The 21,329-nt window shown below is 72.3% G+C and carries 18 protein-coding genes; 8 read left to right on the forward strand and 10 right to left on the reverse strand.

Translation table 11 applies throughout. The annotated features are described in order from the left end of the window. Positions 1 to 288 precede the first annotated feature (288 nt). The 3 genes from RCO28_RS09615 (at position 289) to RCO28_RS09625 (ending at position 3,443) form a co-directional block, all read left to right on the forward strand. Positions 289 to 1,365, forward strand: a complete 1,077-nt coding sequence (locus tag RCO28_RS09615; RefSeq protein ID WP_308940577.1) for a Ppx/GppA phosphatase family protein — start codon at positions 289 to 291, stop codon at positions 1,363 to 1,365. Positions 1,366 to 1,798: 433 nt separating this feature from the next. Beyond that, on the forward strand, positions 1,799 to 3,124 hold the full coding sequence (locus tag RCO28_RS09620) for a dGTP triphosphohydrolase (protein WP_308940578.1): 1,326 nt from the start codon (positions 1,799 to 1,801) through the stop codon (positions 3,122 to 3,124). 22 nt (positions 3,125 to 3,146) lie between these two features. Continuing rightward, positions 3,147 to 3,443 (forward strand): hypothetical protein, encoded by a 297-nt coding sequence (locus RCO28_RS09625; RefSeq protein ID WP_308940579.1) that lies wholly within the window; start codon positions 3,147 to 3,149, stop codon positions 3,441 to 3,443. Between the two features lie 113 nt (positions 3,444 to 3,556). On the opposite strand, the gene RCO28_RS09630 is transcribed toward RCO28_RS09625, so the two are convergent. Next, positions 3,557 to 4,438, reverse strand: coding sequence for an alpha/beta fold hydrolase (locus RCO28_RS09630; RefSeq protein WP_308940580.1), 882 nt, complete (start codon positions 4,436 to 4,438; stop codon positions 3,557 to 3,559). A 140-nt stretch (positions 4,439 to 4,578) separates the two neighbouring features. Here RCO28_RS09630 and RCO28_RS09635 point away from each other — a divergent pair, with 140 nt between their 5' ends. Beyond that, the gene (locus RCO28_RS09635) at positions 4,579 to 5,301 is read left to right on the forward strand and encodes a methyltransferase domain-containing protein (protein WP_308940581.1); all 723 of its coding nucleotides are present in this window, start codon (positions 4,579 to 4,581) and stop codon (positions 5,299 to 5,301) included. Positions 5,302 to 5,539: 238 nt separating this feature from the next. Next, positions 5,540 to 6,907, forward strand: a complete 1,368-nt coding sequence (locus RCO28_RS09640; RefSeq protein ID WP_308940582.1) for a M20/M25/M40 family metallo-hydrolase — start codon at positions 5,540 to 5,542, stop codon at positions 6,905 to 6,907. Between the two features lie 118 nt (positions 6,908 to 7,025). Here the strand turns inward: RCO28_RS09640 and RCO28_RS09645 are convergent, their stop codons facing one another. From RCO28_RS09645 to RCO28_RS09670, 6 genes are all read right to left on the reverse strand, one after another. Then, the gene (locus RCO28_RS09645) at positions 7,026 to 7,508 is read right to left on the reverse strand and encodes a carboxymuconolactone decarboxylase family protein (protein WP_308940583.1); all 483 of its coding nucleotides are present in this window, start codon (positions 7,506 to 7,508) and stop codon (positions 7,026 to 7,028) included. Between the two features lie 233 nt (positions 7,509 to 7,741). Then, on the reverse strand, positions 7,742 to 8,890 hold the full coding sequence (locus RCO28_RS09650; protein ID WP_308940584.1) for a serine hydrolase domain-containing protein: 1,149 nt from the start codon (positions 8,888 to 8,890) through the stop codon (positions 7,742 to 7,744). Between the two features lie 122 nt (positions 8,891 to 9,012). Further along, positions 9,013 to 9,516, reverse strand: coding sequence for a GNAT family N-acetyltransferase (locus RCO28_RS09655; protein WP_308940585.1), 504 nt, complete (start codon positions 9,514 to 9,516; stop codon positions 9,013 to 9,015). A 405-nt stretch (positions 9,517 to 9,921) separates the two neighbouring features. Then, positions 9,922 to 11,649 (reverse strand): cytochrome c oxidase subunit I, encoded by a 1,728-nt coding sequence (ctaD, locus tag RCO28_RS09660; RefSeq protein ID WP_308940586.1) that lies wholly within the window; start codon positions 11,647 to 11,649, stop codon positions 9,922 to 9,924. Positions 11,650 to 11,810: 161 nt separating this feature from the next. Continuing rightward, positions 11,811 to 13,028 carry a S1 family peptidase gene (locus RCO28_RS09665; RefSeq protein WP_374991128.1) on the reverse strand — a complete coding sequence of 406 codons (1,218 nt, stop codon included), beginning with the start codon at positions 13,026 to 13,028 and terminating at the stop codon, positions 11,811 to 11,813. 226 nt (positions 13,029 to 13,254) lie between these two features. Further along, on the reverse strand, positions 13,255 to 13,575 hold the full coding sequence (locus tag RCO28_RS09670) for a zinc-ribbon domain-containing protein (protein WP_308940587.1): 321 nt from the start codon (positions 13,573 to 13,575) through the stop codon (positions 13,255 to 13,257). A gap of 478 nt (positions 13,576 to 14,053) precedes the next feature. On the opposite strand from RCO28_RS09670, the gene RCO28_RS09675 reads away from it, so the two are divergent. After that, on the forward strand, positions 14,054 to 15,154 hold the full coding sequence (locus RCO28_RS09675) for a pyridoxal-phosphate dependent enzyme (protein WP_374991137.1): 1,101 nt from the start codon (positions 14,054 to 14,056) through the stop codon (positions 15,152 to 15,154). A gap of 377 nt (positions 15,155 to 15,531) precedes the next feature. Then, positions 15,532 to 15,687, forward strand: a complete 156-nt coding sequence (locus RCO28_RS09680) for a hypothetical protein (RefSeq protein WP_308940588.1) — start codon at positions 15,532 to 15,534, stop codon at positions 15,685 to 15,687. Positions 15,688 to 16,021: 334 nt separating this feature from the next. On the opposite strand, the gene RCO28_RS09685 is transcribed toward RCO28_RS09680, so the two are convergent. Continuing rightward, entirely contained in the window at positions 16,022 to 16,429 is a 408-nt protein-coding gene (locus tag RCO28_RS09685; RefSeq protein WP_308940589.1) for an ATP-binding protein, read from the reverse strand. Positions 16,430 to 16,866: 437 nt separating this feature from the next. On the opposite strand from RCO28_RS09685, the gene RCO28_RS09690 reads away from it, so the two are divergent. Beyond that, the gene (locus tag RCO28_RS09690) at positions 16,867 to 18,825 is read left to right on the forward strand and encodes a hypothetical protein (RefSeq protein ID WP_308940590.1); all 1,959 of its coding nucleotides are present in this window, start codon (positions 16,867 to 16,869) and stop codon (positions 18,823 to 18,825) included. A gap of 130 nt (positions 18,826 to 18,955) precedes the next feature. On the opposite strand, the gene RCO28_RS09695 is transcribed toward RCO28_RS09690, so the two are convergent. Further along, the gene (locus tag RCO28_RS09695; RefSeq protein ID WP_308940591.1) at positions 18,956 to 20,080 is read right to left on the reverse strand and encodes an NAD(P)/FAD-dependent oxidoreductase; all 1,125 of its coding nucleotides are present in this window, start codon (positions 20,078 to 20,080) and stop codon (positions 18,956 to 18,958) included. Positions 20,081 to 20,190: 110 nt separating this feature from the next. Next, the gene (locus RCO28_RS09700) at positions 20,191 to 21,270 is read right to left on the reverse strand and encodes a phosphatidylinositol-specific phospholipase C domain-containing protein (protein ID WP_308940592.1); all 1,080 of its coding nucleotides are present in this window, start codon (positions 21,268 to 21,270) and stop codon (positions 20,191 to 20,193) included. Between the last annotated feature and the right edge of the window lie 59 nt (positions 21,271 to 21,329).

Below are 21,329 nucleotides of genomic sequence, written 5' to 3' on the forward strand. Positions count from 1 at the left end.
CTGCCCGGGGCTGCCGCCCCTGGACCCCGCTTCGGGGCTCCGCCCCGGACCCCGTATCGCGCTGAGGCGCTCGTCCTCAAACGCCGGACGGGCTGGGTTTGATAGGGGCGCGGGGCTGTGACATGTGCGGCTCCGCCGCGGGGCGCGACCAGCCACGACGGCGCGGCAGTCGAACGACAGCCGAACGACGGCCTCGAAGCGCGGCCCCGGGGGTACCGGCGAGCGACCTGGCCAACGTCAGCCCCCACTTTCCGCATTGGCACCTCCTTCCTCGGGTACCGGGAAGGAATGCGTATGGGAGTGATCGATGTCGGTTCGAACACGGTGCGTCTGGTCGTCGCGGACACGGACGGCGCCGTCCCGTTGCCGGTGCACACCGCGAAGCGGGCACTGCGCCTGGCCGAGCACGTCGACCGGGGCGGCCACGTGCCTGACGACCAGGTGGACCGGATCGTCGACGCGGTGGCCGCGGCCCGCGCCGAGGGCCGCCGCTGGGGCGTGACCGAGCCGTTCGCCTTCGCGACGGCCATCGTCAGGGACGCCCCCAACCGCACGGACGTCCTCCGCAAGGTCGCCGCCCGCACCGGACTCCACCTGAACGTGCTGCCCGGCGAGGTGGAGGCCGAGCTGACCTTCCTCGCGGCACGCCGCTGGATGGGCTGGCGCGCCGGGCCCCTCGCCATGCTGGACATCGGCGGCGGCTCCCTCGAAGTGGCCTTCGGACGCTCGAAGTTGCCGGACTTCGCACTGTCCCTGCCGCTCGGCGCGGGCCGCCTCACCCGCGAGTTCTTCGGCGCCCAGGACCCGCCCGCGCCCCGCCGCATCAAGGCGCTGCGCCGCCACGTACGCCACCAGATGCGGGACGCCTCCGCGCGGGTCCGCTGGGAGGCGCCCCGGACGGCGGCGGCGACCTCGCGTACGTTCCAGCAGCTGGGGCGGCTGTGCGGGGCGGCGCCGGGACGGTTCGGGCCGTTCACGCCGCGTCGGCTCGCGCGCGCGGATCTGCGCGTGGCCCTGGACGAGTTGGCGCGGCGCACGAGCGCGGAGCGGGCCGAGCTGCCGGGCATCTCGGCGGCGCGGGCCCGGCAGTCCCTCGCGGGCGCGGTCGTCGCGCACACCGTGATGAAGCTGACCGGCATCGACGAGCTGACGATCTGCCCCTGGGGCCTGCGCGAGGGCATCCTGCTGCGCTGCATCGAGGACGGCGGTACGGAGTGGTGGCACCGGACGGCGGACGTCGGCCTCGCGGAGCCGGGCGGCGACCCCGGAGCGCAGTCCGCGTGGCCCGTGCCCGCCCTGCAAGGTGTCCTGGTCGAGCAGGGCGCGGGCGACCGGCACAACGGCGCCTCGGTGTGCGGCGCCTGACGGGGCGCTCTCCCGGGCCCCGGCGCTCCGTTCACATCGACGTGGTCGATGAGCGCCGGTGCGCCGGGTCGGGTGCCGTCCCGTCTCCATGGGTGGCGGCACCGCGGTCGACGTCGCACTCGAACACCCCGGACTCGTACGGGCGTTGGCCGTAAGCCGCCTGGGTCGAGGCGTTCACGCGTATGGCGCCCGGGCCGAAGCGTTCCTTCGACGACAGGGACGCCCAAGTCCGCGCACTGCTAGGGGAGATGACCGCCCGCACCCTCGCCAAGCACACCGCCGACGAGCCCGATCCGCGGATCCCCGTCACCGACACCTGCCGCCGCGCACTACCCCAACCTGGAACGCCCCGAGCTCCACAACACCCTCGTACGGGACTTCCTCGCCGCAATTCCGGAAGGCTGAGCGGCGCGGGCCCGCGTACCATCCGGCCATGCGACCCGCCCAGTACAGCGATGACGACCTCGAACAGCACTCCCTGCGGCGCCGGGTGTCCGACGACGGGCAGCGGTCCGGCTTCGAGCACGACGTGGACCGCATCCTCTACTCCACGCAGTGGCGGGCCCTCGCGGGCAAGAGCCAGGTCGTCGCGAGCGGTGAGCTCGGCGCGTACCACACCCGCCTCACCCACTCCATGAAGGTGGCCCAGCTCGGCCGCCGCATGGCCGAGCGGCTGCAACGGCGGTACGGCGGCCCGAACCCGGCGCTCGTCGAGGCGGCCTGCATGGCGCACGACATCGGGCACCCGCCGTTCGGCCACGCGGGCGAGACCGCGATGCGCGCCACGATGGACGAACTACGCGGCCGGGACAGCCAGTTGGACAGCTTCGAGGGCAACGCGCAGACCTTCCGCGTGGTCACCTACCTCGCCGCGCACAAGTACCCCGGCCACCGCGGACTCCACCTCACCCGCGCCTGCCTCGACGCCGCGACCAAGTACCCGTGGGAGCGCGCCCCGCTCGCCGAGAACCCGGCCCGCCACGTCAAGTGGGGCGTGTACGACGCCGACCTGGCCGCCTTCGCCTGGGTGCGGAACGGGCGCGCCGACACCGACGTGCCCGTCGAGGAACAGCTGATGGACTGGGCCGACGACGTCACGTACGCCTGCCACGACGTCGAGGACTTCTACCGCACCGGACACATCCCGCTCGCCTCCCTCTTCCCGCCGCCCGGCGCCGCGGGCGGCGACACCGAGCGCGAGGTGCGGCGCTTCCTCGACTACGTGCAGGGCAAGAGGTCCCGTGCCGGTGAGCCCTTCGACCGTGACGCGGCCCAGGGGCTCCTCACGGAGATCGGCAAGCGGCTGACCGTACCCGCGCCGTACAGCGGCAGCCACGACGACGCCGTCGCCGTCAACCGCCGCACCTCCGACCTCATCGACTACTTCACCCGCGGCATCACCCTGGACATCGGCGGCAGTGCGCCCATCCGCTACGGTGCCCGGCTCGTCATCCCGGCCGAGCGGCGCGCCGCCTGCGATCTGCTCAAGGAACTGGTGTGGGCGTACGTCATCGACCGGCCCGCCCTCGCCACCCAGCAGCACGGCAAGCGGCGCATCGTCGGCGAACTGCTGCGCTGGACCCACGAGTCGCCCGAGCTGCTCCCGCCGGAGCGGGCCGATGAACTGGCCGAGCACGGCGATGTGCTGCGGGCGGCGGCCGACCATGTCGCCTCGCTCACCGAGGACCAGGCGGTGGCGCTGCATCGGCGCCTCTCCGGCACCGGCCTGGGGTCGGTCAACGACAACGTGGGGCTGTGACCGGACCGTAGGATCAACTCCCATGTACATAGCCCTGGTTTCCATGATCGCTGTCGTCGTCCTCTTCGCCTGCAGCGCCATCGAGAGCAAGATCAGGCGAGTGGAGAGCAGGACCGCCCGCGTCGAACGGAAGCTGGACCTGATCATCGAGCACCTGGGCGTGGACGCGGGCGGCCTGATGCCGAACCTCGCCCCGGTCCACCTGCTCCTGGAGCAGGGCGAGCGGATGAAGGCGATCAAGGAGTACCGGAAGATCACCGGCGTCGGCCTGAAGGAAGCGGTGGACGAGATCCAGCGCCTGACCGGGACCCACCGCTGATCGCCGCGCACTCGGATACGTACCCGCGCGAGGAACCCGAGGAGCGCCGCGTCATCGACACCGGCCGCGCCTGACGGACTCACCGTCGGGCGCGGCCGGCCTCCGTCTACGGCTCAACTCACCGCCGACAGGCAGGTGGTGGGCTTCGCGTGCTCCGGGTCGAGTGCGTTGGCCACCTCGTGGAACGCGAGCCGGTCGGTCAGGCCGATCGCCACGTGCTCGGAGAGGTCCGCCGCGCACTTGTCCTGGATCAGCACGTTGGTGACGCCGGGCCCGTCGAGGAACTGCGAGGCGTACGGCGTGACGACCTGGTCGTACTTGGTCGCGATGACCGTGTACGTGACGCCGGGCACCGTGTCGCCGCCCTCGTTCAGCTTCGTCAGGAACGGCGATCCGGCGATCTGGTCGGTGAGGGCGGGGGTGTTCTCGTCCACGAACTCGCGGGCGCCGGGGAACACGTCGAGCAGCTTGGTGAGGCCGCTCATGGTCGTGCCGTGGTTGCTGGGCGCGATGCCGACGAGCGCGTTCACCTCGTCGGCGCCGCCGAGGAACTTCAGGTAGTGGCGCGGCATCATCCCGCCCTGTGAGTGCCCCACGAGGTCGGCCTCGCGGGCGCCGGTCGCGGCGAGCACCTTGTCGACGTACGCGTCCAACTGCTCGGCGGACTTCTCGACCGGGCCGAGGCCGTGGAACAGCGGGACGTTCGGCAACTGCCCGTAGTCCAGGGAGAAGACGCAGTAGCCGCGCTTCACCAGATACGGGGCGAGGCCCAGCCAGTTGTCGACGGAGTTCCCGAACGTGCCGTGCACGAGCACGATCGGACGGGGGTGCGCGGCGGACGGCCGGCAGTCGTAGTCGTTCCAGCCGCTGCTCGGCGCGGCGGCTGGTGCGGTGGGTTCGGCCTGGGCGGCGGTGACCGGCGTCAGTGCGGCGGCGGCCAGGAGCAGGGCGGTGAGGGGGCGCAGCGCGCGCCGGAAACGGGAACTGGGTGGCATCGAACGGACTCCCTTGCGGCTGGTGGGGGAGGAGCGTCGTGCGCCAGCCAAGTTACGGGCGGGTAGGCGTAGCGGGGAAGTAACGGGTCGGCAAAATTGACACAGAGTCAATAACGAGGGCCGGCGGCTAGGGTGGCGGAATGTTCACCTCCAAGGGGCCGACCCTGCGCGAACTGGCCGAACAGGCGCTGACCTCCGTGGAGCGGGGCTACGACCTCCTCGCCCCCAAGTTCGACCACACCCCGTTCCGCACCCCGGACCGCTTCCTCGAAGCCACCGAGTCCGCGCTCACCCGCCTCGGCCCCTTCGACTCCGGCCTCGACGTGTGCTGCGGCACCGGCGCCGGGCTCGACGTCCTGCGCGCGGTCTGCCGTCGTCGAGTCACGGGCGTCGACTTCAGCGCCGGCATGCTCGATCGGATCCGGGGGGACGAGCCCGGCCCGCCCGCCGTGCATCGCGTACGGGGCGACGCCCGCGCACTGCCGTTCGGCGCCGCCTTCGACCTGGCGGTCAGCTTCGGTGCGTTCGGCCACTTCCTGCCGGCCGAGCGGCCCGGACTGTTCGCCGAGGTGCACCGGGTGCTCCGGCCAGGCGGCGTCTTCGCCTTTCCGGTCGCCGCCCCGCCCCGAATCGGCACCCCGATGCACTGGACGCTGCTCGGCTTCGACGTGGCGATGCGGGTGCGGAACCGGGTGTGGCGGCCGCCGTTCGTCATGTACTACCGCACGTGGCCGCTGGGCGCGGTCCGGGCGGATCTGGAGCGTGCGGGGTTCGTGGTCGAGCTGCACGCTCTGGAGGAGTTCGGCCGCAGGGCGGACGGGAGTCCGCGGTGCCGGTTGGTGGTGGCCCGCAAGCCGGGGTGAGGTCACCCGTACGGCCGTGTGATCTTTTCCCCTCCCCGCCCCTTCCCGAAATATGCGGGCCAAATTCAGCCCCTCCGGCGATTGAGGAGCGGGGTCCGGGGCGGAGCCCCGAGGCCGACCGCAGGTCTTTCGGGAAGGGGCGGGGAGGGGATACACAACCCGCCCGGCCCCGGATGCGCCAGGTGCACCACTCCGCGATGCTCACCCCGTACCGCCATGCGACGAGAGGTGTGCCGGAATGCAGGACGACGCCCACGACCTCCCCGCCACCGTCGACGCCCTGATGGACGGCCTCCGCTCCGACCTCGAGGAGCTCGCCGCCATCCCGTCCGTGGCCTTCCCCGGCTTCCCCTCAGGGCCCGTCCACGAGGCCCACGACCTGCTCGTCCGGCTGCTGCGCGAGGCGGGCGTCCAGAACGTCGACCGCATCGACCTGCCCGACACCGCGCCCGTCGTGTTCGCCGAGATCCCGCCCCCCGACCCGGCCGCGCCCACCGTGCTGCTCTACAGCCACTACGACGTCCAGCCGCCCGGCGACGAGTCCCTGTGGCTCTCCCCGCCCTTCGAGCCGACCCGCGTCGACGGCGGACTGCGGGCGCGCGGCATCGCCGACGACAAGTCCAACGTCATCGCCCACCTCGGCATGCTGCGGGCGTACGGCGGCAGGCCCCCGGTCGGCGTCAAGATCGTGTTCGAGGGCCAGGAGGAGTACGGCAGCGCCTTCGACACGTATCCGCAGACCAGGCCCGAGCGGTTCGCCTGCGACGCCATGGTCATCGCCGACCTCGGCAACCTCCGCCCCGGAACGCCCACCCTGACCACCGGACTGCGCGGAGCGAGCGAGGTCGTCGTCGAGGTCCGCACCCTCGAAGAGCCGCGCCACAGCGGCGGGTTCGGCGGTGCCGCACCCGACGCCCTGCTCGTCCTCATCAAGGCCCTCGCCACCCTGCACGACGTGCACGGAGACGTTGCCGTGGAGGGCCTGCGCCGCGAATCCTGGCCCGGCACCGGCTACACCGAGGACGAGTTCCGCACCCTCGCCGGAGTCCACGACGACCTGCCGCTGCTCGGCTCCGGCGAACTCGGCGAGCGGCTCTGGAGCGGGCCCGCCATCACCGTCATCGGCCTGGACGCGCCGACCGTCGAGGGCGCCGCCTCCGCCGTCGTGCCGTACGCCCGCGCCAAGCTCAACCTGCGCTTCCACCCCCGGCAGGACCCGACCGAGGCACAGGCCCGGCTCGTCGACCACCTGCGCTCGCTGCGCCCCTTCGGCGTGCCCCTGACCGTCACCCCCGGCGACACCGGGCCCGGTTACGAGGCCGCCACCGAAGGACCCGCCTACCGCGCCGCCCGCACCGCCCTCCAGGAGGCCTGGGGCGAGGACGCCGCGTACGTCGCGAGCGGCGGCTCCATCCCGCTGGTCAACGGGCTCGCCCAGGCCGCGCCCGACGCCGAGGTGCTGCTCTTCGGCGCGCAGGACAGCATGTGCAACCTGCACGCCCCCAACGAGCGCGTCCTGTTCTCCGAACTGCGCAACACGGTCCTCGCGATGTGCGCGTTCGTACGGGAGTACGCGACGGACTTCCGTAGGGACACGGCTGGATGAGCAGGCCCGTCGGTGGTGCTGCCCACCTGCGGTTCGTCCGGCCGCTCCTGGCCATCCTGTCCGTGCTGATCTGCGCCTTCGTGGCGCTCGGCGCGATCATGACCTGAGGTGTTGGCGCTCAGTCGGCCAGCGCTGCGAACATGCCCGGCTCGTACGACCCTCCAGGGTTGTTCACGATCACGTTCAGCCGCGTGGCCGCGTTGATCACGGCGATCACGCAGACGAGGGCGCCGATCTGGTCGTCGTCGAAGTGCTTCCGCGCCGCCGCCCAGGTCTCGTCGGTCACGCCCCGGCCGTCGAGCAGCGTGCCCTCCTCGGCGAGCGCGAGCGCGGCCCGCTCCGGTTCCGTGAACACCGTGGTGTGCCGCCAGACGGCGACCAGGCCGAGCCGCAGCGCGCTCTCACCGGCCGCCGCGGCCTCTTTGTTGTGCGCGTCGACGCAGAAGCCGCAGCCGTTGAGCTGCCCGACCCGCAGCTCGACCAGCTCCCGCACCGCCTTCGGCAGCGTCGACTGCTCCAGCGGCAGTGCGGCGTTGAAGAACCGCTTGGCGACCTTCGCGGCGGTCGGGCTGCTCGTCATCAGGTTGAAACGGGGTTCCATGGCGTACGTCCTCCCGGCCTTGGCGCGGGCTCGGTGCGCCGCGCCGTACGCACATAGGACGCCGGGACCATCTGTTCTGTGACAGCAGGGTGTGTGACGTGGGTCATACTTCGGTGCTTCCGGAGCGCATCTCGGGCCCGCTGGCAGATCGGGCGCAGCCCCCCGGAGCGCTGGCCGCGGAGGACTTCAGGGAAGGGGCGGGGAGGGGAGACCGCGATCGCGCAACCCCGCCCTCACGCCGCCCCCACACAAGACCGCAGCGCCGAGATCAACCGGTTCGCCCGGTCGTCCCCATGGCCCACCATGCGATTCGCCACGTACGCGAAGCCCACGCCGAACTCGTCGTCCCCGAAGGCGAATTGACCTCCCGCACCGTCATTGCCGAAGCTGCGCGCCCCGAGCAGCGGGCGGAACGACGGAGAGTCGAGCAGGAAGCCCGAGCCCCAGCGCACCCCCATGTCGAGCCCCAGCCACGAAGGCCCGGACGACACCTCCCGTACCGCATCGGTCACCGTCGACTCGGACAGCAGCCGCGGCGCGCCGTCGATGCCGGTCGCGGCGGCCGCGTAGAGCCCCGCCAGGCCGCTCGCCGAGGCCAGCGCCCCGGAACCCGGCAACTCCATGGCGAGCAGCGCCGGGTCGTTCCAGCCGTGCGGCTGGTCCAGGCCGGGGAAGGCGAGCGCGCCGTTCATCGTCACGATGCGCGTCAGCAGATGCTCGGGCCCCGGCATCGCGGGCCGCCCCTCCGCCTCCACAAGGCGGGCCCGCCCGGCCAGTTCGGCCTCGGACGCGCCGATCCACGCGCGCAGCCCCAACGGCTCGGCGACGGTCCGGCGGAAGTGGGCGCCCGGCGTGTACCCGGTGATCCGCCGCACCACCTCACCGAGCAGGAAACCGAGCACCTGCCCGTGGTACTCGTACGCCGAACCCGGCTCCCACAACGGCTTCTGCTCTTCGATGGCCTGGACCACGGGCGTCCACGCGGCGATCTCGTCGAACGACAGCGACGCGTCGAGCGCCGGCACACCCGCCCGGTGCCCGAGGACCATGCGGCAGGTCACGGACTCCTTGCCGTTGCGCGCGAACTCCGGCCAGTAGCGGGCCACCGGCGCGTCCGGATCGAGCAGTCCCTGCTGCGCGAGGAGGTGTACGGAGACGGCCACCAGGCCCTTCGCGCAGGAGAACACCGGCACGACCGTGTCCTGCTGCCAGGGCCGCCCGCTGCGCTCGTCGGCCACCCCGCCCCACAGCTCCACGACCTTGCGGCCGCCCACGAACACCGTGGTGGCGGCGCCCAGTTCGGGGAAGTCGTCGAAGTTCCCGGCGAAGGCGTCGGCCACGGCGCCGAACCCCTCGTCCACCCAGCCCTGCTGCGCTGCCACTGCCGTCGTCCGTTCCTGGTGTGCGTACGCGGATCTCCGTCCGCCGGTGCGAGGGCAGACCGGCGCACGCTATGCGCTCGCGCGCGGGGACTGCCACCGAATTACGCGCGGGAGCGCACGAATCAGGTGAGGGACCGGCTGAAGCGGAGTGCCGGTTCCTCGCTGAAGGGCGACTCGCCGACGCTGAGGGTCGTCTCGCCGACGCAGCGGAAGCCCGTACGCGTGAGGACCGCGCGTGAGCCCGCGTTCACCCGGGTGGTCTCCGCGAACAACAGGTGCAGGCCGTACGAGTCGGCGGCGAGCCGGAGGATCCTGTGCACGGCGGTGGTGGCCAGGCCGCGGCCGGCCGCGCGTTCGGCGATGCGGTAGCCGAGGTGGGCCGTGCCGTCCTCCACGTCGACGAGGTTGATCCGGCCGAGCACCGAGCCGTCCTCGTCGACCACGACGTGGAAGTGGCAGGCGCCGGCGGCCTGTTCGGCGAGCCGGGCCTGATGGAGGTCGGCGAACTCCGTGAAGTACGCGTCGCCCCGGTCCGGAACCCACTGCGCGAAGTAGGCACGGTTCTCCCGCTCGAAGTCGAGCAGAGCGGGGGCGTGTTCGGGGCGCAGGCGCTGGAGTTCGGGCATGGCGCCACCGTAACGGCTGTGGGGTACGGGTCGACGGCCGCTCGATCGTCTGATCTTTGCCCGAAGTGTTCGAATCGGGCCCGCGAATTGCCCCGTCTCGAAAGCCGAGTTGACCAGCGCCGATTACGCAGGGCGAAGAACTCCCGCAGCGGAGGCCTTGGTTCCGTCACCCATGTGGGGCAATGGGGCGCATCCCGCGCTTATGGCGATTCTGTGAAACTGCATTCCTATCCGATGACCGGGGTGCCGGACGTCGCGGCGTGGACGGGGTGGTGCGCGCCGCGGCCCCACGGCGGTCCCGGGCCGGATGCGCGTATGCCGGACGCGGCTGGCTCGGCATACGCGGCGGGGGCTCCGGCGCACCACGGAGCCCCCGCGCAACTTCCCTCCGGCGACTGTCTCCTGTCAGTGGCCGCTCCCGCCCCCGGCCCGCAGGCGCTCCTGGTCGGCGTGCTCGATCGCGATGATCTCCGGATGGTGCAGATCGAACGCCGGGGACTCGGACCGAATGCGCGGCAGCGCCTCGAAATTGTGCCGGGGCGGCGGGCAGGAGGTGGCCCACTCGAGCGAACGCCCGTACCCCCACGGGTCGGCCATGCCGACCGGCTCACCGTATTTCGTCGTCTTCCAGACGTTGTAGAGGAACGGCAGAACCGAGAGGCCGAGCAGGAACGCGCTCATCGACGAGACCGTGTTGAGGGCGGTGAATCCATCGGCCGCGAGATAGTCCGCGTACCGCCGCGGCATGCCCTCCGCGCCCAGCCAGTGCTGCACCAGGAAGGTGCCGTGGAATCCGACGAACAGCGTCCAGAAGCAGACCTTCCCGAGCTGTTCGTCCAGCATTTTCCCGGTGAACTTGGGCCACCAGAAATGGAATCCGGCGAACATCGCGAATACCACGGTGCCGAACACCACGTAATGGAAGTGCGCCACCACGAAGTACGAGTCGGAGACATGGAAGTCCATCGGCGGCGAGGCCAGGACGATGCCGGTCAGGCCGCCGAACAGGAACGTGACGAGAAAGCCCGTCGTCCACAGCATCGGCGTCTCGAAGGAGAGGCTTCCACTCCACATCGTGCCGATCCAGTTGAAGAACTTCACCCCGGTCGGTACGGCGATGAGCATCGTCATGAACGAGAAGAACGGCAGCAGCACCCCGCCCGTCGCGTACATGTGGTGCGCCCAGACCGTGGCCGAGAGCCCGGCGATGGCGATGGTCGCGCCGATCAGACCCACGTAGCCGAACATCGGCTTCCGCGCGAAGACCGGAATGACCTCGGAGATGATCCCGAAGAACGGCAGCGCGATGATGTAGACCTCCGGGTGCCCGAAGAACCAGAACAGGTGCTGCCACAACAGCGCACCCCCGTTCGCCGGGTCGAAGATGTGCGCCCCGAACTTCCGGTCCGCCTCCAGAGCGAAGAGCGCCGCGGCCAGGACCGGGAACACCATGATCACGAGAACGGCCGTGAGCAGGACGTTCCAGCAGAAGATCGGCATGCGGAACATCGTCATTCCCGGTGCCCGCATGCAGATGATCGTGGTGATGAAATTGACCGAGCCGAGAATCGTGCCGAATCCGGAGAACGCCAGGCCCATGAGCACCATGTCCGCGCCGATATCGGGCGAGCGAACCTCGCCCGAGAGCGGCGTGTACATGAACCAGCCGAAACTCGGCGCCCCGTCCGGCGTCAGAAAAGAGCCCACGGCGATCAGCGAGCCGAAGAGATACAGCCAGTACGCGAACATGTTCAGCCGCGGAAAGGCCACGTCCGGCGAGCCGATCTGCAACGGCATGATCCAGTTCGCGAACCCGGCGAAGAGCGGTGTCGCGAACATCAGCAGCATGATCAGGCCGTGCATCGTGAACGCCTGGTTGAACTGCTCGTTGGAGATCAAGTGCGTGCCCGGACGCGCCAGTTCCGCACGCATCGCGAGCGCGAGCAGACCTCCGAACATGAAGAACGCGAACGACGTGACCATGTAGAGCGTTCCGATGGCCTTGTGGTCCGTGGTCGTCAGCCACTTCACCACCGTGAGTCCGCGCCCGGTCTGCCGTGGCGCCGCCTGTGCGTGCGGGGCGCCCTCCTCGGACGCGGGCTGCGGGGATGGGGACGGGGGATGGATGGCCACGCGAACACCAGGCCTCTCTGCATGGACGACATCGGCACGGGAGCCCGCCCATGACGGACCCCCGCGACGACGATGTCCCCGCGCGACCGCACGACGCACGGAGCCACTCGGGTGCGTCACCCGGACAGCTCGCCCGTCCGGGTGGCGCACGCCGGGACGACTCAGGCGGTGTGCAGCGTCAGCCCGTACCGCCCGAGTATCTCGTTCACCGGCTGGAACCAGGTCTCGCCGCCGCCGGAGCAGTTGCCCCAGCCGCCCGAGGTCACGCCCTGCGCCTGGTCGCCGCTGATGAACGAGCCGCCGGAGTCGCCCGGTTCGGCGCACACGCTCGTCTTGGTCATCTGGTGCACGGCGCCCTGGCTGTAGTTCACCGTCTCGTTCTTGGCGAGGAGCGTGCCGCAGTGCCAGTGCGTCGTGGAACCGGAACGGCAGATCGACGCCCCGACCGGCGCCTCGGCCGAACCGCGCACCAGCTGGTCCGGGACCGTGCCCCAGCCCAGGACCACGGGCACCGTCCACCAGCCGTTGCCGACACTGACGTACGCGTAGTCGTCGCCCGGGAACGACGAGCCCTGGAAACTGCCGATGTCACTGCCGTCCCAGCCGCGCACACCCGCCCCCGTCGGCCCGCAGTGCCCGGCGGTCACGAACCCGCCGTGCACGGAGAAGCCGATCGAGCAGCGGACGTTGCCGGTGTAGTACGGGTCGCCGCCCACGGTCCCGGCCGCGAACGTGGCCGGAGCCTCGGCGACCGCAGCGACGCGTACGGGAACGGCGGCGGTGGAGCGGGCACGCTTCAGGAAGGACCTGACATCGTTGTCGCCCTGCTGCCCTTCGACCACGCTCACGACGAGCCGGTTCTCCTGCGGGGCCACATGCCAACTCGCCACGCCGCTCGGTGCGTTCAGCCGGTCCACACGGGCCTTGGCGGCGTCGAGCCGGGCGGCGCTGCGCTCGACGATCCGGACGGCGGCGCCGGTCGCCCGTACCGCGTCGGCCTTGTCCTTGCCGGTGAGGGCGACGGTCAGCCGCCCGTCGGCGCCGCTCCTGGACGGCGTGAACCAGGACCCGCCGTAGGCCGCCCCGGCCGCCTTGCGCGCGGCGCGCTCGGTCCGGGTGGCTTCGCGTTCGGCGCCGAGCCGGGTACGGGCCTCGGCGGGCGTCAGGTCGAGGTCGCGCCGGAGGGCTTCGAGGAGTGAGCCGGAGGCGGCTTCGGGCGCGGGCCCGGGCGGGGGAGCGGCGGCGGCGGAGGGGGCGAGGAGGGCGGCTGTGCAGGTGCCGGCGAGGAGTAAGGAGGAGAGGGCGATCCGGGTAGTGGTCGTACGTCTGGTCTCGCGCCCGGTCTCGCGTCTCGTCTCGCGTCTTGTCTTGCGTCTCACGATGAGGACCCTTTCGTCGTTCCCGGAGACGGGGTGGAACAGGGTGGGGTGAGAGCGCTCTCAGAACTGGCCGAGGCGGAGCTTAGAAGAGCCGCCTCGGCCATGTCCATACCAAGTCGTGAAGTTGTACGCGGAGGGGGTGTGCCCGGGGGATCCCTTACGCGCAGGGGGAGTTGGTCCCGCTCATACGCGGCCGGTGCTCATGCCCGAGGGCCACGGCAGGCTCTCACGCGTACGGATTGTTGCCCTGCGACGGGCCGCCGGACTGCGGCTGGCCGGGCGCGCCCTGGATGCCCTGGCCGCCCTGGCTGCCGGAGCCGTGCGCGAGCAGGCCGTCCGCCTGGTCCTTCGGCACCTTGTGCTCGGTCCCGCAGAACGTGCACTGCGTCTGGTACGACGTGGCGATCGGGAACAGCGGCACGAAGAACAGCGAGAACTTCGTGACCTTCTTACGCAGTGAATGGGCGGCGGGATTGCCGCAGTTGCCGCACACCAGCGTGACGATGGCCAGCTGGTACAGATAGCTCTTCGTGCCGAAGATGATCACGGGCAGCCCCTCCCGGTCCCGGTCGGCCGCCTGCCTTGAGCGACGGCTTGTGCGGTCATCGTACGTGGGTGCTGTACGGGCGGGCACACGGTCGCGAGAGGGAGGGTACGCGGCGCGACGGTGGCGGCACGCTACGGGGTTCTGCGTAGGGAGAACTCGTTGCGGTCCGGGTCGAGGAGCTGGGCCCAGGGCCCAGCTGCGTCGGCGTCGGTGCACGTGGCGCCGAGTGAGCGGAGGCGGTCGATCTCCCCGATTCCCGAACTCCACTGGTCTACGCGGCTGTTCGCCCTCCCGGCAGGTGGGCTGCTCGCCCTCGCGGGCAGAGCCTAGGTGCGGACGTCCGCTGCCGCGTCTGAAATCCGCCGCCGGGCCCAGGTGGAGACCCGACGCGGGGCGAAGGCCGCACGGAACCGGTGCTGGACCGGCGGACGCTCGTCTGCGCACGCTTGCTCCCGTGTCAGCCGACTCCGCAGAAACGATGTCCTCCGCCTCCCGTACGCCGATGTGGTGGTCGCACGCCGCCGCCCGCTCATGGACCTGCGCCCCCGCACCCGCCGAGGCCCGCGCCTTCCACGCGGCGCTGCCCGGCTACGGCCCGACGCCCCTGGTCGAACTCCCATCCCTGGCCGATGAGTTGGACCTGAGCCGCGTCTTCGTCAAGGACGAGTCCGCACGCCTCGGGCTGCCCGCGTTCAAGGCGCTCGGCGCGACCTGGGCCGTGCACCGTGCCCTTGAGGGGCGGGCGGCGGGCGCGGTCACGTTGGTGTGTGCCACCGACGGCAATCACGGCCGCGCCGTGGCCCGTACGGCCCGACTGCTCGGTGAGCGGGCCCACGTGTTCGTGCCGCAGGGCGTCCACCCCGACGCCGTACGCGCCATCGCCGCCGAACAGGCCGACGTGACCCGGGTCCGGGGCCCGTACGACGACGCCGTGCGCCGCGCTGCCGAAGCCGCCGCCGCGCCGGACGCGATCCTGATCCAGGACAGCGCGTGGCCGGGGTACGAGCAGGTGCCCGCGTGGATCGTCGAGGGGTACGCCACGCTCTGCGCCGAGATCGACGCCCAACTCGCCACTGCGGAAGCCGGGTTGCCCGGGCTCGTCGCCGTACCGGTGGGCGTGGGATCGCTGGCGCAGGCCGTGGTCACGCATTACCGCAGCCGCCCGTCCGGGCCGCCTCCGGCGCTCCTCTCCGTCGAACCGGACTCCGCGGCCTGCGTCCTGGAGAGCCTCGCGCACGACGAGCTCCGCACCGTCACCACCGGCGAGACGACGATGGCCGGACTGAACTGCGGTACGCCGTCCAGCCTCGCGTGGCCCGTCCTGCGCGGCGGCCTCGATGCCGCGATCGCCGTCACGGACGCCGACAGCGCCCGCGCGGCGGCCACCCTCGCCGCGCTCGGCGTCTCCTGCGGCCCGTGCGGCGCGGCCCCGCTGGCCGGGATCCGCGCGGCCCTGACCGGCCCGGGCGCGCAGGACCGCCGCACCCTGCTCGGCCTCGACCGGGACTCGGTCGTCGTACTCCTCAGTACGGAGGGAGCGGCGGCGAATCCGCAGCTACCGGAGGTCGGGCATACGTGAACAAGTGATTGGGCGTACGTGAACAAGTGAAGGGGCAGGGGCGGAGCGGGCGGCCCGCCCCGGAGCGTCCGCCTCCGCCCGGCATGTGATGTACCGCACGAGACGTGTGGAGTGTGGCGTACGCCGCAAGGACGGGGTGCTGGGCCGGGCGGGCGGAGTGATCTGCGTCATGGGGAACGGCGTATTCCGGCCATGATCGGGTGCGTTGAGGGATGTCCTGTCCCGGAATGGGGTCATGTTTCCGTCCCCGCCCGTGACCATTTGGTGACGAGGAGTTTTATCGACCCCCCTGCAAAGCGGGGAAACGAGCTCGTAGACTCACTCCTCGCTGTCGCCAGGCAGTACGAAACATGTCCCCGAGGGAAAGAGGCTTCACGGTGAGCCCCGCTGACAGTGCCGAAGCTCCGATCTACGCCGACCTGGTGGAAGAGAGGGGAGACGTTCCCGCTGCGGCGCGCCAGGCCGCCGAGGAGACCCTGCGCGAAGCCGACCGCGTGCTCGACTTCAGCACCCTCGAAGTGACCGCGGCCTAGCCCCGCCTACGGTCGGTCCTGGGCGGCGCACTGCCCAGTGGCCGAATACCGTCTGCGGGCGAGCAGCTGGGCCTGCGGTATGCCCTCGCCCTCACTGGGCGGGCGCACCATCCGCGTACACGGCTCGAATCCTGCCTCGCTCGCAGCGTCCAGATGAGCCGTCACCCGGCCCTGGCCGCAACACCCCTCCACCACGCGCCTCCACGACCGGCCCACCCCCGCCGGTCCGCACCAGCGCGGCGAAGAGCGCGAGCACTGCTCTGTCCGGAGCGGTGAGAGCACCACTCTGTCCGGAACGGTGAGAGCCCCGCTCCGTCCGGACGGCGAGCCCCGCTCACCCCAGCGGCACACTCGCGCAGATGCGCTTGCCGCCCGCCCGCTGCTCCACCGTCACGGCCCGGCTCAGCGCGTGCACGATCTCCAGGCCGTGCCGGGAAGGGCGCAGCGCGTCCGGCGCCGCCATCACCGGCAGGGCCGGTTCCGTGTCCCAGACGCTGATGTGCAGGGCGTCCGCGGTCAGTTCGAGCTCCAGGACACACGGGCCCGACGCGTGCTTCACGACGTTCGTCACCAGTTCCGTGACCACGAGGAGCGCCGCACCGAGCGCCTCCGCCGGCACCGTGAACGCGGCGCTCGCACGCAGCCGGGCGACGAACTCCGACACCAGATCCCTGGCGTGCACGGCGCTGTCCGTACGGCCCTCGAAAGCCGCACCCGCGTAAGTGCTGCAGCCGGTCGGCATGATCGCGGCCCTCTCCTGTGGTGCTTGTTCAGTCCTGCGGCCCGCGCTGATGAAGCGACGGGCCGGTGCGGCGCGCCTCGGGTACGGACCCCGTACTCCCCAGGCACCTCTCACCTGGAACGCGGATACCCGCCGCGTGCCACCGCATGCATGTATCGGGCAAGTGAATCTCAGCTCACATCGGTGAGTCTCCGCTCGCGTCGGCTCTCGACGGGGCGCCGCTCACAAGGTCCTCACCCCTGGCCTCCGATTCGTACACAGTGCCTGGTCGTCGCCGCACTGCGGGGTAGAGGCGGAGTGCTCGATACCGCATAGGGGGCACCGCAGTTGGAGGTTTCGCTGTTCCCGTTGCAGTGACGATTCTGCAAGGGAGGGTGGTTCGGGCCGGACCCGCTTGTGCGGCGGCCGTGTGCGGGGAGTGAACGGGGAGTCGGAGCGTGCGCAAGCACCAGCGTGGGGCGGGACGCCGGGGCGGTGAGGGGCGCGTACGGGCTCCCGTGGCGCTGGTGGGACGGGACACGGAGCTGGCGACGGTGCGCGGGCTGCTCGCGTCGGGCCGGCTCGTCAGCGTCGTCGGCACGGCCGGTGTCGGCAAGAGCAGCGTCGCCCGCGCCGCGGCCACCCTCGCCCGCCGCTCCCTGCCGCCCGAGGCCGCGGTGGCGCGCGTCCTGCGGGTGTCCTGCTGGCAGGACACCCCCGGCGGGCGTTCGGGCGGGACACCGGGTGGCGTGGTGAGCGCGCTCGCGCGGGCGCTCGGGGGCGGGCCCGGGCCCGCGGGCGTACGGGACGTGGTGGACCGGCTGCGGTCGCGCCGGGTCCTGCTGGTGCTCGACGACATCGACCCGGTCCACGCCGAGGGCATCCACCTCGTCCAGAGCGTCCTGCAGCACGCGCCCGGCGTACGCGTCCTCGTCACCGGGCGCCAGCCGCTCGGGCTCGGCGAGGAGCAGGTGGTGCGGCTCGGCGGGCTGCCCGCGACGGCGCCGGACGGCGGGGACGGGCCGGCCGTCGAGCTGTTCCTGCGGCGGGCGCGGGCCGTGCGGCGCGGGTTCACGGTGGACGGCGCCGGGCGTCGGCTCGTACGCGGTCTCTGCGAGCGGCTCGACGGCCTGCCGCTGGCGATCGTGCTCGCGGCGGCGCAGGTGGCGCGCTTTCCGCTGCCCCGCCTTGCGCGGCTGCTCGACGCGGGCCAGTGCTGGCTGCGCGACGAGTCGCTCCCGGCGCGGCGGCAGCGCTCGCTGCGGGCCGCGATGGAGGCGCAGTACGCGCTGTGCGACCGCTCGGCCCGGGTCGTCTGGGCCCGACTGTCCGTCGCCGCGGGGGACTTCGCGCTCGACGCGGCGGTGTTCCTGTGCCAGGGCGGTGGCCTCGACCCGCGGGAGGTCCCGGCCTGCCTGGCCCGGCTGGCCGCTGCCGCGATCCTCGAACCCGTACGGGAAGCGGGCGGGGTGCTGCCGCCGCGCTACCGCATGACCGCCGCGGCCCGGGACTTCGGCGCCGAACGGCTGCACGCCGCGGGCGAGTCCGAGGAGGCGGTCGACCGGCACCTGCTCTGGTACAGCAGGGTCGCGACCGACGCGCACGATCTGTGGCGCGCCGGTCAGCCCACCCGCGCCACACTCCTCGTACGGGACGAGGCCGCCAACATCCGGGCGGCCCTCGACCGGGCGCCGCGCGACGAGATCCAGGCCGGTATCGCCCTGGCCCTGGTGCTCGACCTGTGGTTCTGGTGGGCGGTGTGCGGGCACGCGGCGCACGGGCGCGAGGTCGTCGAACGGCTCCTTCCGCTCACCGACACGACCGGACCGCTGTACGGGCGGGGGCTCTGCCTCGCCGCGTGGCTGGCGGCCGGGACCGGGGGAGAGGGCGTCGAGGAACTCCTCCGCCGGGCCTGGGAAGCGGCGGTGCCGGCCGGGGACGCCGCCACGGCCGGTCATGTCGCCCTCGTCCAGGGCATGGTGGCGCTCGGCGCGGGCGAACTCGACCGGGCGGCGACCTTCCTGGCGGACGCCGCCCACATCGTGCCCGCCGCCCCCGCCTACGGCCCGCCCGCCGCGTTGAGCCTGCTGCTGCTCGGCGTGACGCGGGCGTTGCGCGGCGACCCGGCCGAGGGCCTGCGGGACATCAGGCGCGCGCTGCGGGACCCGGCCGCGCAGCCCGATCTGCTGATCCGCTGCCTCGGGCAGTACGGCCTCGCCCTGGTCGACCACCTCACCGGCCGCCGCAGCCGCGCCTGGCGCCGCGCCCACCGCGCCCTCGCCCAGGCCGTCTCGCTCGGCTGCCCGTCGGCGGTGTTCGCCACCCAGCATCTGCTGCAGGACCTGGAACGCGGCACGGCCGGTACGGTGCCGCGTCCACCGGGGCTGTTGTGCGAGGCGGCGGCGGAGAATTGGTGAGGGCGGGCGGGCGGCGGCGCGTGTCAGAGGTCGTGGCGGGACCGGTCTGTCAGCGGCCGTGGCGGGGCCGGTGGTGGTCAGCGGCCCTGGCGGGGCCGGTGGTTGTCAGCGGGCGTGGCGGGACCGGTGGTCACAGGCCGTGGCGGCCGGTGCTTCCGACCCGCTCGCAGACCTCGCGCTCGTCCCTCGCGGAGAACGGGGCGTACGAGGCACGCGGCAGGGCGGACACGGCGTCGGCCGGGGCGAGTTCGGGCTCGGCGACCGCGCGGCGTTCCGCCACCGCGGCCCGGGTGTCCTCGGCGATCAGGTCGGCGTTGACCGCCGCCCCGGCCCGCAGGCCCGCGGCCGCCGCGACCATCACCTGGCCGCTGACCTCGACCACATTGCCCGCCGCCCACACGCCCGGTACGTCCGTCTTGCCCAGCGGGTCGGCCGGGATGTGGCGGCCGACGACCGTGCCCTGGACGACCTGCTCGGCGAGTTCGAGGCCGAGCGGCGCGAGCCAGTCCGCGCGGGCGTTCATCCGGGTCGCGACGGCCAGGGCCGCGACGTCGAACACCCGGCCCGAGTCGAGCCGCACCCCGGACAGCCGGCCATCGGCCCGCACCAGCTCGTCGACCGTCCCGTCCACGACCGCGATGCCGCGCGCCGCCAACTGCTCGTACTGCTCGTCGTCCGGCTCGGGACCGGTGTGCAGGAAGAGCGTCACGTCGTCGCTCCACTGCCGCCACAGCAGCGCCTGGTGCACGGCGAGCGGTCCGGTCGACAGGACGCCGATGCGCTGGTCCCGCACCTCCCAGCCGTGGCAGTACGGGCAGTGCAGCACGTCCGAGCCCCACAGCTCCGCGACCCCCGGCACCTGTGGCAGCTCGTCGACCAGACCCGCCGTCACGAGGAGCCGCCGGGCCCGTACGGCGGTGCCGTCCGCGAGGGCCACCCGGAAACCGGAGCCGTCGCGCTCGGCGGAGACCACCTCGCCCGTGCGCACCTCCGCGCCGTAGCGGCCGATCTCCTCGCGGCCGTCGGCCATCAGCTCGGCGGGCGGGGTGCCCTCCCGGCCCAGGTAGACGTGCACGCCGTCGGAGGGCGCGTTGCGCGGCCGCCCCGAGTCGATCACCAGGACGGAGCGCCGCGCCCGGCTCAGCGCGAGGGCCCCGCTCAGGCCCGCGGCTCCGCCGCCGACCACCACCGCGTCGTACACCTCTGCTTCCACCGTCGCGCCGGTTGTGGCTGCCTCGTTCATCGCCGTGTTCATCGCTGTGCTCCTTCGGCTCGTCGTCCGGTGCGGTCAGAGTGCGCCTGGCCGTACCGTCTTGACAAACCTTGTTGCCGAGACAGCAAAAGGGGCAGGGCGAGCGCATGCACCTACGACGCCGTGCCCCGGCCCACCACCATCGAAAGGACCTGCGGCAACGGGTACCAGTCCGACGACACCACGCTCGCGTGCCGCCCCGCCAGCTCGACGACCCGGTCACGGGCCGCGGACTCCGGCGGGTGCACGCCGTCGATCGCGGGCGGCACGTTGTGCGCGTCCGTCATGACCAGGAGATAGCCGTTCCGCGCGTACCAGCCCGTGTCGATCGAGCCGTTCGCGTACGCCGACGCGTCCCCGTCGAAGACGACGAACCACGGCCGCAGCGAGGCGTCCTCGTACCGGCCGCGCGGATCGCCGGACTCCGCCTTGTGCACCGCGGGGAACGCGCCCGCCTCGCCGAGCCGGCCGGCCGCCGCCAGATCCCGCAGGTGCGTCGCGTACTCGCGGTCCGTCCACAGCGAGTCCGCCGGGTTGCCCTCCTCGACCGTGCCGGGGATCAGCTCGACCACGAACTTCCCCGCCAGCGCGTCCCGTTCGGGCCAGCCGTCGGCCCGTACCGCGTCGTCGAGGGTCGCGTGCCCGGCCGCCAGGTCGCCCGGACGGTACAGGGCGTCGCCCAGCTTCGCCGAGAGCAGCGCGTCGAGATCCGCGGGGCCGCGCCCGTGCCTGCCCTGGAAGCCGTCCTTCAGCTCCATCTTGATCAGTACGGGCCGGTGCCCGGGGTGCGCGTCGTGCCAGGCGCGTATGTCGGCCAGGCAGCCGCCGAGGTCCTGGTCGCGCGCCTTGGTGCGCAGCTCGGCCGGGCTCGACGCGTTCTCGCAGTTGTTGTCGTTGCCCACCGGGTTGTCGTGCGAGACCCGCCAGGACGGGCCGAACGCATTGGTCCACACGTCGAGTTCGAGCATCGCCGCACCTGAGTCGAGCGCATCGGCGAAGTACGGGTACGAGCCCTTCTCGTACGCGTTGTGGACCCCGACCCCGGTCGTCGCGCCGTACGAGCCGGCGGCCCGCTCGGCTCCCTGCGCCTGCGTGCCCGCCGCCACCCCGAGGCCGAGCCCGGCGGCCACGCCGGCGGCGAGCACGCCCCGCAGAGCCCGTCCGCCCCCCGGCCTTCCTAAGACCCGTGTCATTCCGCTCCTTCGTCCAGGCCGCACCGGCGGCACCGCATCGCTTCAACGTGGCGGCACAG

It is taken from the genome of Streptomyces sp. LHD-70, from assembly GCF_031157275.1.
GTDB lineage: Bacteria > Actinomycetota > Actinomycetes > Streptomycetales > Streptomycetaceae > Streptomyces.